The sequence below is a fragment of the Arthrobacter sp. BK1 genome, from assembly GCF_056680055.1.
Map to the genome: position 1 here is coordinate 3550531 of NZ_CM155263.1, position 12152 is coordinate 3562682.

At 63.5% G+C, this 12152-nt stretch carries 10 protein-coding genes; 5 read left to right on the forward strand and 5 right to left on the reverse strand.

Annotated elements, in window-relative coordinates:
* Positions 1–118 precede the first annotated feature (118 nt).
* Positions 119–1357, reverse strand: a complete 1239-nt coding sequence (locus tag AC1MCA_RS16300) for a bifunctional glycosyltransferase family 2/GtrA family protein (RefSeq protein ID WP_479799183.1) — start codon at positions 1355–1357, stop codon at positions 119–121.
* A 158-nt stretch (positions 1358–1515) separates the two neighbouring features.
* Here AC1MCA_RS16300 and AC1MCA_RS16305 point away from each other — a divergent pair, with 158 nt between their 5' ends.
* Positions 1516–2649: an acyltransferase family protein gene (locus AC1MCA_RS16305; protein WP_479799185.1), complete on the forward strand. Its 1134-nt coding sequence runs from the start codon at positions 1516–1518 to the stop codon at positions 2647–2649.
* A 307-nt stretch (positions 2650–2956) separates the two neighbouring features.
* Positions 2957–4318 (forward strand): phosphoglucosamine mutase, encoded by a 1362-nt coding sequence (gene glmM / locus AC1MCA_RS16310; protein ID WP_479799186.1) that lies wholly within the window; start codon positions 2957–2959, stop codon positions 4316–4318.
* An 83-nt stretch (positions 4319–4401) separates the two neighbouring features.
* Here glmM and mscL read toward each other — a convergent pair whose 3' ends face one another.
* The 4 genes from mscL to coaA form a co-directional block, all read right to left on the reverse strand.
* The gene (gene mscL, locus AC1MCA_RS16315) at positions 4402–4791 is read right to left on the reverse strand and encodes a large conductance mechanosensitive channel protein MscL (protein ID WP_479799188.1); all 390 of its coding nucleotides are present in this window, start codon (positions 4789–4791) and stop codon (positions 4402–4404) included.
* 111 nt (positions 4792–4902) lie between these two features.
* A complete protein-coding gene (locus AC1MCA_RS16320; protein WP_479799190.1) occupies positions 4903–6081 on the reverse strand; it encodes a hypothetical protein in 1179 nt (392 codons plus the stop codon).
* A 65-nt stretch (positions 6082–6146) separates the two neighbouring features.
* Positions 6147–7022, reverse strand: coding sequence for a M15 family metallopeptidase (locus AC1MCA_RS16325; RefSeq protein ID WP_479799194.1), 876 nt, complete (start codon positions 7020–7022; stop codon positions 6147–6149).
* Between the two features lie 5 nt (positions 7023–7027).
* Complete coding sequence (coaA, locus tag AC1MCA_RS16330; protein WP_479799197.1) at positions 7028–7993, reverse strand: type I pantothenate kinase; 966 nt, start codon at positions 7991–7993, stop codon at positions 7028–7030.
* Positions 7994–8081: 88 nt separating this feature from the next.
* Between coaA and glmS the strand changes: the two genes are divergently transcribed.
* From glmS to AC1MCA_RS16345, 3 genes are all read left to right on the forward strand, one after another.
* Positions 8082–9974, forward strand: coding sequence for a glutamine--fructose-6-phosphate transaminase (isomerizing) (glmS, locus tag AC1MCA_RS16335; RefSeq protein WP_479799199.1), 1893 nt, complete (start codon positions 8082–8084; stop codon positions 9972–9974).
* A 140-nt stretch (positions 9975–10114) separates the two neighbouring features.
* Positions 10115–10462, forward strand: coding sequence for a holo-ACP synthase (locus tag AC1MCA_RS16340; RefSeq protein WP_108599777.1), 348 nt, complete (start codon positions 10115–10117; stop codon positions 10460–10462).
* A 42-nt stretch (positions 10463–10504) separates the two neighbouring features.
* Entirely contained in the window at positions 10505–12118 is a 1614-nt protein-coding gene (locus AC1MCA_RS16345) for an NAD(P)H-hydrate epimerase (RefSeq protein ID WP_479799201.1), read from the forward strand.
* The last annotated feature ends 34 nt before the right edge of the window (positions 12119–12152 follow it).

The following is a 12152-nucleotide window of genomic DNA, read 5'->3' on the forward strand; positions in this document are numbered from 1 at the left end:
CATGTGGGTAGCGGGCTCGGTGAGGGAAGGGTTCGACGCCACATCGGCGATCTCTGGATGGAGACGTGCTCCTTCCTGCCTGCCATCGGCTCAGTGGAGTCGTGAACGGCGTGGTTCCTCATAGTGCTGGATCACTCACAGGCTGCAGCGCCACCAACGCTGAATGTTTGTCGCCCCGGCGGACCCGGAACACCCAGATTCTGAGCAGGAGGAACCGCATGAGCGTGGCGACAACATTTGCGGCGGTCAGCGTCAGTAGCTCGGTACTCGGTGCGGCGTCCAGATTGACCGTATGAAGTACCAGAAGAGACGACGACGTTATGCTCCATGCCAGCAGGAAAACTATGAGTCCCTGAAACTGCTGGGTAAACAGTTTCGCCGGTCCACTGATGCCGAAAGTGAACCGTCGGTTGACCGCAGTGTTTCCCACGGCAGTCATAAGCAGGGCGAGGAAGTTTGCTTCTTGAGCTCCAAACGCCCCTTGCAGCACTAAATACAGCAGCGCAAAGGCCACCGTCGACACGGCACCCACCAAGCCAAACCTAATTACCTGGCCGAAGAAGCTCGGCCTGGATGGCACCACGATAGGCCGCCGGCCGAGCTCGGCGTAAATCGCCTGGACAGGAATCGACCCCTTGACCAGCGCGGTGGCCACACGAGCCATTCCGCGGAGGTCATCGTAAGCGGTCTGCTTTATATCCACTCGGCTGTCAGGGTCATCGATCCAGTCCACGGGAATTTCGTGGATGCGCAGTCCAGAACGTTCGGCAATGATTAGCAGTTCGGTATCAAAAAACCAGCCGTTATCTTCAATGTGAGGAAGTATCCGGTGGGCAACATCTGCTCGGATAGCCTTAAAGCCGCACTGCGCATCTGAGAAACGCACCTGCATGGTCCGGCGGAGCAGAAAGTTGTAGGAACGGGAAATGAATTCCCGCTTGGGACCCCGGCTTACTCGGGAGCTCTGTCCCAGCCTGGTGCCGATGGAAATATCCGAATGCCCCGACAACAGCGGAGCCACCAACGGTGGAAGTGCAGCAAGATCAGTAGACAGATCGACATCCAGATACGCGAGGACTTTCGCCTCTGAGGATCCCCAAGCGTCCCGGAGCGCGTAACCCCGTCCTTTGACTTCTAGGCGACGGTAGCTCACGTTGGAAAACTGTTCGCTAAGTCGCGTTGCGATCGCGGGGGTTCTGTCGGTGCTCGCGTTGTCTGCAATGGTGATTTTCCACGTCAATGGCATTTCGAGCGTCAGGTATTCGGCGAGCTTTGAGATGCTGTTTTCGAGTACGGCTTCCTCGTTGAAAACCGGTACCACAATTTCGAGCGCCAAGCCCCCATAGCTAGGTGTCATGCATCGAATAGTAGGGGCCGTTGACGGGCAGTGGCGAGAGTTTCCAGGAAAGACAGGTACCGCCGTCAAGAACCAAGTAGTCCGCGTATTCCCCGTTAATGGAATACAGGTAAGTGATACTGGGGTAAGCCGGTGAGGGCAATCCGTAGTGTAGGCGCATGGGGGAATCCAGCAGCATCGGCATGACGTCGCGCTACACCTCACTCGACGGGTTGAGGGGCCTTGCTGCCTTGGTTGTGCTCGTCCACCATTGCTGCATGGTCTCACCTCAGCTCGCCGAAGCTGCGGAGGGGGGCGAGGTTGGGCCAGTTGGATCGTGGGTTTGGTGGGCAGTTGTCACGCCGTTGCACTTGATCTGGGCCGGCTCTGAGGCAGTCTTCCTCTTCTTTATCCTTTCTGGTTTCGTTCTGGCTCTTCCGTTCTTGGGCAATTCACAGCCGATTTTGGCGGCCTACTTTTCGAAGCGAATTGTTAGGATTTATCTGCCCGTCTGGGCTTCGTTACTTCTTGCGCTCGTGGCGGGATTGGCATTTCCCCGGATAGCTACCCCGGAATACAGTTCGTGGGTGAACATGCATGACGCTGCGCCGAACATATTGGCAGATGGCTTCTTGCTTTGGGGTGCAGGGTCTCTAAACTCGCCGCTGTGGTCCCTGCAGTGGGAGATGCTTTTCTCGTTGCTTGTGCCGGTGTATTTGGTGGTGGCTGTGCGTATACAGCGGGCTTGGCTGCCGTGTCTGGTGGTACTCCTTTTGCTAATTGCATGGGGAAACCTCGTGTCGGCTGCCATACCAGTCTTCCTGCCGATGTTTGGAATCGGGGTGTTGATGGCGGTCAGGCGGGAAGAGCTCGTGAGATGGGGCAGGAATCTTAGGAGCTGTGCCTGGGCCAGCCTGCTGGCGGTCTCAATTGTTCTGCTATGTTCCCGTTGGATGTTCCCGCAGTTTCCAATGGGGATTGCCACTGCGACAATCGGAGGCGCGCTTATGCTGCTTGCATTCCTATGCTGCAAACCGGCAATCAATCTGGGTAACTACTCGATGGTCCGATGGTTGGGAACTCGGTCCTTCAGCCTCTACCTTGTCCACGACCCGATTCTGGTGTCAGCAGCTCTTGCCATGCCCGGGGCAAACGCGTTGCAAGTAGCCGCGATCGCGATCCCACTGTCATTTCTGGCCGCCGAGGTCTTTTTTCGCTTGGTAGAGAAGTCGAGCCTCCGCCTCGCCAGGTTGACCGGCCAAGCCGTCACGGATCGCGTGCTCGCCGATAGAGTCGTGAACTTGCGGTCCTAGCTGGCAAACCGCCAATGGACGCCGGCGATAGTAGAGGGTTCCCACTGACCTTCACGGCCCCAGTTGCTACGCGATTGCAGGAGAAGCCTCCCGGCGCTAGCGTTGCTTGAGAACTTGACTCGTATGGAGCCCCAGACATTACATGTGTGACGTCAAAAAAGTGGACCGGGAGCCACTTCGCAAAAGGGCGCACGGCCAATCTCTGGGCTGGCCACTTCAGTCTCAGCAAGAACCAGCACCTCCGTACCAGAGAGATCCCTGACCAGTCGTTTCAAGTCCTCGAGCGCCCATCCTCTAGACTTGACCGGTGCCTAGATTATTTGGAACTGATGGTGTCCGGGGTCTTGCTAACGGCTTGTTGACGGCAGAACTGGCGATGCAGCTGGCCCAGGCGGCCGCCGTCGTGCTGGGTCACGACCGCAATACGAACGGCACGAGGCCCCGCGCTGTGGTGGCGCGTGACCCCCGCGCGAGCGGGGAATTTATCGCTGCCGCCGTTGAGGCAGGGCTCTCCAGCTCGGGCATAGATGTCTACGATGCCGGTGTCCTCCCGACTCCTGCCGCGGCGTATCTCGTTGCCGACCTGGATGCTGACTTCGGGGTCATGATCTCGGCCTCGCACAACCCTGCTCCGGACAACGGCATCAAGTTCTTTGCCCGTGGTGGCCAGAAACTCCCCGACGAAGTGGAGAATGCCATCGAGGCGCAGATGGGCAGCGAACCCCTCCGCCCCGTCGGCGCCGAGGTAGGCCGCATCCAACGGTTCTCCGACGCTGAGGACCGCTATGTCGTCCATCTTCTGAGTACCCTTCCGCACCGGCTCGACGGGATCAAGGTTGTTCTGGACTGCGCCCACGGTGCCGCCAGTGGCTGTTCACCGCAGGTCTTCAATGACGCCGGCGCTGAGGTCATCGTTATTGGTGCTGACCCTGACGGCCACAACATCAATGAGGGCGTGGGCTCCACCCACCTGGGCCCCCTCAAGGAAGCCGTGGTCAAGTACGGAGCAGACCTCGGCATCGCTCACGACGGCGATGCCGACCGGTGCCTCGCCGTGGACCACGAGGGGAATGTGGTGGACGGCGACCAAATCATGGCCATCCTCGCCGTTGCACTCAAAGCCTCCGGCAAGCTGATCGACGACGTGCTGGTCGCGACAGTCATGAGCAACCTTGGACTGAAGATTGCCCTGCGCGAGGCGGGCATCAGCATCCGTGAAACGGCAGTCGGGGACCGCTACGTTTTGGAAGCCATGCGCGACGGCGGCTTCAACCTGGGCGGCGAGCAGTCCGGCCACGTGATCTTTGCCGACTACGCCACCACCGGAGACGGAGTCCTCACAGGCCTCCAGCTGGCCGCGCAGATAGCCAAGACCGGGCGTCCGCTCAAGCAGCTCGCAACGGTGATGACCAAGCTTCCGCAGGTCCTGATCAACGTCAAGGGCGTGGACCGCACCCGTGTACACGATTCCGACGTCCTGGCTCAGGCCGTGGGCGCAGCGGAATCCGAACTAGGGGAAACCGGACGGGTCCTCCTCCGCCCGTCCGGCACTGAACCTGTGGTGAGGGTCATGGTCGAGGCGGCCGACGAGGCCACGGCCCAGTCCATCGCCGGGCGGCTCGCCCAGGTGGTCCGCACAGAACTCGCTCTGGAACTCGTCACCGAGTAACAGTTCACCAAAAGAATCAAGACCAAAAAGTGTGGCCCGCCTCCGTCAAGAAGCGGGCCACACTGGGTTGATGCCGGAAGAACCTAGAGCGTACGGTTCTGCAGCGAGTCGCGGATCTCGGTGAGCAGGGCGATCTGCGGGTCTTCCGCAGCCTCTTCCTTGACGCCGGGGTCGATCCCGAGCCGGCGGTTGCGGCGTTCGATCATGTGGTTCATCGGGAGAATGATGATGAAGTAGATGGCGGCGCCCACCAGCACAAAGGAAATGATGGAGGAGATGACGGATCCGTACATGAATCCCTCCCACTGCATTTGTTCAATGCCCTTGGCACTGAACAGACGGCCGATCAGCGGTGTGAGCAGGCCCTCGACGATTGAGGTCACGACCGCACCGAAGGCGGCACCCATCACAACGGCGACGGCAAGGTCTACGACATTGCCCTTCATAATGAAATTCTTGAATCCGGTCAGCATGGAATCCACGCTAATGCAGCAACGTGAGCCGGACATGACGGGCCCGTAAATACTGTGAGCGTGTCGGGAACTACGGGTACGTACTAATCGTCCGGGCTCAGAGAGGCCGCGTCACCGGTTCCGCTGGTAGCCCCAGCCGAGGGCGTCGTGCACGCAGCGGAGACTGAAGCCGGGATGGTCAGCCGTCAGCCGCTCCACCTGTTGGTCTGTTTCCGCAGGCGTCCACGCGTACCGGCCACCGGCCTGAATGAGCCTGCCAGCCCTGGCTATGGCATCGTCCAGGTCTTCGCGGGAGTGGAGGTCGCCGAGTGTTTCGTGGATGGGGACGGCTCCCAGGAACTGCGACTTTGAATAGCGCCAGTTGTAGTACAGAAGTGCGAACACGCCGTCGAGGAGATTTGCGGACCGGGCGGATTCGATAAGTTTTTCCCGGCGCTGCCTCTCGACGTCCCTGTTGCCCAGGATCATGAGAGTTCCGTAGGCGAGAGTCCGGCGGTACGTATCGCGCGAGAAGCCCGGGGCATCAACACCGATCCGGTTCACGATGGATTCAATGCTCTCGCCGTCGTCGAGGTGGGCATGCCCGTAGCGGGCAGCATCGGAGGCAAGGCGATCCGCGCGGGTTTCGAGGTCCTCCAACTCAGCTGCCGCTATGGTGGGGAACAGCTCACGGAGTGAAAGCTTCATGTGTTTGTTGTGGGCAAGCAGGGCGCGCCTGCGGTTGTGCAAGGCGACAACAAAGACAGCATCCGGGACGTCCAGTCCCCACGCTTCCTCGACCGCTTGCCGGCAGATGGATTGCTCGGCCCATTCCAGCCGGGAATGGTAATTGGGCGGTCTGGACGCACCGCTGTAGCCGAACGAGGAGAGCGTGTATGAAAGGTCGTCACCGTCCACGCTGTCTTTGACCACAAAATGGCCATCCTGGAAGGTCAATCCGTCAAACCACGACCCGAAAACAAGTAATGCCTCGGCGGCGAGCCGGCGGGCCAGGAACCGGTCCGCATCCGACAGCGTCGATGCCTTCAGTTCGCTGTTTTTCGCATATCGGCTCTCTCCAAGCGCCCTGATGTTTATGTGGACCTGCTGTTGGCCCGATTCGCGGTCCACGGCGTTCCGGCTGAACGTCACGATGGGGATGGAGCGGTCCTGCCAGGTCAGGTGGAAAAGGTCGCCACCCGACTGGGCGGAACCATTGATCAGTTGCAGCCGGGCCTGGCGGTCATGATCAACAATGCACCGCCGCCCGCCATAAATGCTGCCCTCCGGATAGTCCTCAACCGTAAACATTTTCCCCCCGCTCTGTGGCCGGACTTACCCGCCAACAAAAGCATCATAGGGGGCAGCGCCGACACTCACGGATACCCCGGCGCCGCTTCCACTCCGAAGTACTCCTCCACCGTGCTGATGCCCCGGTTCGCCATGTCCGTGGCAGCCTCGACGCCGATGAACCGCAGGTGCCACGGCTCGTAGTAGTAGCCGGTGATCGGGTGGAACATCCACGGGTACCGCACCACGAAGCCGAAGCGGTGGCTGTTCGCTTTCGCCCATACCGCGGCAGGCTGGTCGGCGAAGCAGGGCTGGAAGGCGCACGCCCCGCCGCCGTCGCCGATGTCGAAGGCCCACCCCGTCTGGTGCTCCGAGTAACCGGGGCGGGCGCTGGCGGTGTCGGCGTCCGCCTGGCCGCGCGCAGCCACGTAGCCGTTGTAGGTGGCCACCTGTGTGCCGTAGGACCGGTAGCCGCTGGCCAGGGTCATGACCACGCCGTCCCGTGCGGCGGCGGCGAACATCGCTTCCGCGGCAGCCGCCGTTGTGCTGTTCAGGAGGGCCGCCTCGCCTGACACGGCCAACTGGACGTTGGGCTGGACCAGGTCCGCCGGAACGTAGTCCGCAGGAACCAGCGGCCGGTGTTTGTTGACCACCAGCCAGGGACTGGCCGGGTCCGTCAGCGAGAACTGCCGCGGCAATGCTGCCGACGGCGATGCCGGGGCCGGTGCCGGCGGCTCAACTGCCGCCGTCGTGCTTTCCACCGCAACCGGAGAAGGGGAGGGCGACGCGGAAGCCACGGAAGCGGAGCCGGAAGGGGAGGACGACGACGGCGCCACCGCCGGAGCCTCCGGAGGCGTGCACGCTGCCAGCACAGTCAGCCCGGCCCCCGCCGCGAGGAACCTGGCGAACGAGCGGCGGCTGGCCGCGGAGGGACCAAGGCCCGCCACACAGTCGTGGCACATGCGTGTTAAACCTTCCGCAGAAGCATGCGGCGGATGGAGTGGTCCACGTCCTTGGTCAGCACCAGCTGGGCGCGGCCCCGGGTGGGGAGGACGTTCTCCTCCAGGTTGGGCTCGTTGATGCGCTTCCAGATGTCCCGGGCGGTGCGCTCGGCCTCGGTGGGGGACAGCGTGGCGTAACGGTGGAAGTAGGACTCCGGCTGCGCGAACGCGGTGCTCTGGAGCTTGCGGAACCGCTCCACGTACCACTCCTCGATGTAGGAGGTCTTGGCGTCCACGTAGATGGAGAAGTCGAAGAAATCGCTCAACGCCAGCCCCTGCCGGCCGTCGTGGCGGGGACGCGCGGGAGCCAGCACGTTCAGGCCCTCCACGATCAGCACGTCCGGGCGGCGGACCACCACTTCCTTGTCCGGAACGATGTCGTACGTGACGTGCGAGTACCAGGGCGCCCGGACCTCTTCAGCGCCGCCTTTGATTTCGCTCACAAAACGCAGCAGGGCACGCCGGTCATAGGACTCCGGGAAACCCTTGCGTTCCAGCAGCTGCCGGCGCTTCAGTTCGGCCAGGGGATAGAGGAAACCGTCTGTGGTGATCAGCTCAACGTTGGGGGTGCCGGGCCAGCGCCGCAGCATCTCCCGGAGCACCCGGGCAATGGTGGACTTGCCCACCGCAACTGACCCTGCAACGCCGATGACAAAGGGTGTGCGCTGGGTCTGCTCGCCCAGGAACGTGGTGGTGGCCGAATGGAGCTGACCTGCGGCTTCGACGTAGAGGTGCAGGAGCCGGGACAGCGGGAGGTAGACCTCGCGGATCTCCTTCATGTCCAGGGGATCGCCGAGGCCACGGAGGCGGACGATGTCCTCTTCGTTAAGGGGCTGCTCCATCTGGGCAGCCAGGCGGGACCAGGTTTGCCGGTCCAGCTCCACGAACGGGGAGACGCCCTCGCCGTTCGCTTCGTTGCGTTGCACAGTCACTATAGAGATTCTGCCCCGCCCGTGGCTGAGAGCGAAATGGGGCGCACGCAGTTTAGATCTCAACCCGGCTGCCGATAAGCTGGAACCCATGTGTGGAATCGTTGGATATGTGGGCCACGCTGATGGCCGTGTCAATGCCGGTCACAGTGCTTTGGATGTTGTCCTTGAGGGACTGCGCCGCCTGGAATACCGGGGTTACGACTCCGCGGGCGTAGCGGTGGTCTCCCACGGTGCCATCGAATCCCGGAAGAAGTCAGGGAAGCTGAGCAACCTGCTGGCCGAACTGGAAGCGCATCCGCTGCCGGAAACCCTTACCGGGATCGGGCACACCCGCTGGGCCACGCACGGCGGCCCCACGGACCAGAACGCGCACCCGCACCTGGCTGACGGCGGTAAGCTCGCGCTGATCCACAACGGCATCATCGAGAACTTCGCCGAGCTCAAGCTGGAGCTCGTCGAAAAGGGCTACACCTTCGCGTCCGAGACGGACACCGAGGTTGCAGCCGTGCTGCTCGGCGATATCTTCCGCACCAAACTGAACGGTGATGTGTCCGACGGCGGTCTGACCACTGCCATGCAGCTCGCCTGCCAGCGCCTTGAGGGTGCGTTCACCCTGCTCGCCGTGCATGCCGACCAGCCCGATGTTGTGGTTGCTGCCCGCCGGAACTCACCGTTGGTGGTGGGCTTGGGCGAGGGCGAGAACTTCCTCGGCTCCGACGTCTCGGGGTTCATTGACTACACCCGCCGCGCCGTGGAGCTGGGCCAGGACCAGATCGTCACCATCACCGCGGACACCGTGGAGATCACTGACTTCTTCGGCGCCCCGGCCGAGGGCAAGGAATACCACGTTGACTGGGATCCGGAATCGGCTGAAAAGGGCGGCTTCCCGTCCTTCATGGAGAAGGAAATCCATGACCAGCCCGACGCCGTGCTGCAGACCCTGCTGGGCCGCTCCGACGTCAACGGCAAGCTGACCCTCGACGAGCTCCGGATTGACCCGGAACTGCTCAAGCACGTCGACAAGATCATCGTGCTCGCCTGCGGCACGTCCGCGTACGCCGGGCAGGTGGCCAAGTACGCCATCGAGCGCTGGTGCCGGATCGCCACCGAGGTGGAGCTCTCCCACGAGTTCCGCTACCGCGACCCGATCGTCGATGAGAACACGCTGATCGTTTCGATCTCGCAGTCCGGCGAGACCATGGACACCCTGATGGCCGTCCGCTACGCCAAGGAACAGGGCGCCAAGACCGTCTCGATCTGCAACACCAACGGCTCTACCATCCCGCGTGAATCCGACGCCGTGCTCTACACGCACGCCGGCCCGGAGATCGCCGTTGCCTCCACCAAGGCGTTCCTGGCGCAGATCACCGCCGCCTACCTGCTGGGCCTCTACCTGGCACAGCTGCGCGGCAACATTTTCCAGGGCGAGATCAAGGACATCCTGGCGGACCTGAACAAGATTCCCGCCAAGATCCAGAAGATCCTTGACAACGAGGACCAGATCAAGGAACTCGGCGTGTCCATGAAGGACGCCAAGTCCGTGCTGTTCCTGGGCCGCCACGTCGGCTTCCCTGTGGCCATGGAGGGCGCGCTCAAGCTCAAGGAGCTCGCCTATATCCACGCCGAGGGCTTTGCCGCCGGTGAACTCAAGCACGGCCCGATCGCCCTGATCGAGGAAGGCCAGCCCGTCTTCGTGGTGGTCCCTTCACCCCGCGGCCGGGACTCGCTGCACGCCAAGATCGTCTCCAACATCCAGGAAGTCCGGGCCCGCGGAGCCAAGACCATCGTAATCGCCGAAGAGGGCGACGAAGCGGTCAAGGCCTACGCCGAGCACGTCTTCTACATCCCGGAGACCCCCACCCTGCTGGCTCCGCTGCTGAGCACTGTCCCGCTGCAGATCTTCGCCCTGGCCCTCGCCTCGGCCAAGGGCTACGACGTGGACCAGCCGCGCAACCTCGCCAAGAGCGTCACCGTAGAGTAGCGGTAGCCGGCCTCACTGGGCTGAATCGCTGCACAGGGAAGCCCCGTGCCTCAGGCCCGGGGCTTCCCTGTTTCATTCAGCGACCACTCACGCAGCGCGCTGTGCGCCGCAGTTTCAAAGCGTCACCGTAGAATAGCGCCATGATTGTTGGCATTGGCGTAGACGTTGTAGACATCGAGCGGTTCGGCCGCCAGCTTGAGCGGACCCCCGGGCTCCGGGACCGGTTGTTCGTGCCCGCGGAACGCGAGTTGAACATGCGTTCGCTGGCCGCTCGGTTCGCTGCCAAGGAAGCGGTGGCCAAGGTCCTCGGCGCGCCGGCCGGCATGAACTGGCAGGACTGCTGGATCGGCCTGGACCAGAACGGCCCCACCGTCCAGATTAAAGGAACGGTCCTGGCAGTAGCCGAATCAAAAGGCGTCAAGCGCTGGCACCTGTCCATCAGCCACGACGGCGGGATCGCCACGGCCACCGTCCTGGCCGAAGGCTGAGCCCACCACGCGTAACTCCCCGGAGCCACCGACGGACCTGACATGATCAGCGCCTACACCGGAACCCAGGTCAGGGCGGCCGAAAAGCCGCTCCTGGCCACCGGCATGGGCGCTGTCCTGATGCAGCGCGCCTCCCACGGCCTCGCCAACGCGGTGGTCCGCGAGCTGCAGGCCCGGGGCAGGCGCACGTACGGCGCCAGCGTGGCCGTCCTCACCGGCAAAGGAAACAACGGGGGAGACGGCCTCTTCGCCGCGTCCTTCCTGGCAGCCAGGGGAATGCGTACGACGGCGGTACTCACCGGGGACGCAGCCCACCCCGAGGCTTTGACTGCCTTTGAGCGCGCCGGCGGGCGGGTACACCACCTCACCGGCTCCAACGCCACCGAGCTGGCGGCCGAGGTGGCGCGTGCCGACGTCGTGATTGATGCTGTCCTGGGGACGGGTGCCCAAGGCGGTCTGCGGGGACCGGCTGCGTCCTTGATGACCGCACTCTCTGCGCAGCGGCAGACTTCCGGCCGGCCCGGGATGGTGGTGGCGTGCGACATCCCCAGCGGGGTTGATGCCGACACCGGTGTTGCCCATGAGCCGGTATTGTCCGCGGACCTTACCGTGACCTTCGGCGCGGCCAAGGTGGGGCTCCTGGCGGACCCGGGCGCCGACCATGCGGGCCGCGTCAGGGTGGTGCCCATCGGTATCGAAGCTGAATTGCCGTGGCCCGCCCTGCGCCGGCTCGAGCCGCTGGACCTTGCCCGGCTCCTCCCACAACCCGGGCGGCGCTCGCACAAGTATTCGCGCGGCGTCCTGGGCGTCGTCGCAGGATCCGCTGACTATCCGGGGGCAGCGGTGCTGGCCTGCCGTGGCGCACTGGCTGCAGGCGTGGGCATGGTCCGCTACCTGGGACCGCCTGAAGTTGCTGACCTGGTGCGCCGCTCCTGCCCCGAGGTGGTCTGCAGCACAGGTACCGTGGCAGAGAACCGTGTCCAGGCATGGCTGGTGGGCTCAGGAATGGGCCCCGGCGACACTGAACAGCTCCAGCGCGCCCGCGACGCAGTGGATACGGGACTGCCCGTGATCGCGGACGCCGGAGCGATCCCGGCCCTGCCCGACGTCCTGGCCCCGCAGGTGGTGCTGACCCCGCACGCCGGCGAACTGGCGTCGCTCCTGCAGCGCCTCGGCTCGCCCCCGGACAGCCCGGACTTCGATCCCGCCCCCGACCGCCCGGCAGTGGAGGCCGCCACCCTGGCCTGGGTCCGGCACGCCGCGGTGCAGACGGAAGCCACCGTGCTGCTAAAGGGGGCCACCACCCTGATCGCTTCACCCTTCCAGGACTTCTACAGCCAGGCTGACGGCACGCCGTGGCTGGCCACCGCCGGCAGCGGGGACGTCCTGGCGGGGATCATCGGTGCGCTGCTCGCACAACTGGGGTCCGACGTCGGGCGCTTCCGTGATGCGGGCATCGATCCGGATGAGCGCTGGGCGGCGATTGCCGCCCTGGGCGCCAGCATTCACGGTCTTGCCGGGACAGCCGCGTCCTCCGGCGGACCGCTGAGCGCGGGGAGGATTGGGGACGCCATACCAGAGGTCTGGAGTAATATCAGCATGCTTAGTAAACAGTTGGTGCTGAAACGTAATAGTCACACCCACCCGCTACGGTAGGTTCAAGCCCTGAACCGGCAGGGGAGGTTATGCC

Excerpts from the sequence above, each read along its gene's own strand:
- AC1MCA_RS16300 (WP_479799183.1), bottom strand. The coding sequence starts at position 1,357 with ATGACACCTAGCTATGGGGGCTTGGCGCTCGAAATTGTGGTACCGGTT.
- AC1MCA_RS16305 (WP_479799185.1), top strand. The coding sequence starts at position 1,516 with ATGGGGGAATCCAGCAGCATCGGCATGACGTCGCGCTACACCTCACTC.
- mscL (WP_479799188.1), bottom strand. The coding sequence starts at position 4,791 with ATGCTGACCGGATTCAAGAATTTCATTATGAAGGGCAATGTCGTAGAC.
- AC1MCA_RS16320 (WP_479799190.1), bottom strand. The coding sequence starts at position 6,081 with ATGTTTACGGTTGAGGACTATCCGGAGGGCAGCATTTATGGCGGGCGG.
- AC1MCA_RS16325 (WP_479799194.1), bottom strand. The coding sequence starts at position 7,022 with ATGTGCCACGACTGTGTGGCGGGCCTTGGTCCCTCCGCGGCCAGCCGC.
- glmS (WP_479799199.1), top strand. The coding sequence starts at position 8,082 with ATGTGTGGAATCGTTGGATATGTGGGCCACGCTGATGGCCGTGTCAAT.
- AC1MCA_RS16340 (WP_108599777.1), top strand. The coding sequence starts at position 10,115 with ATGATTGTTGGCATTGGCGTAGACGTTGTAGACATCGAGCGGTTCGGC.
- AC1MCA_RS16345 (WP_479799201.1), top strand. The coding sequence starts at position 10,505 with ATGATCAGCGCCTACACCGGAACCCAGGTCAGGGCGGCCGAAAAGCCG.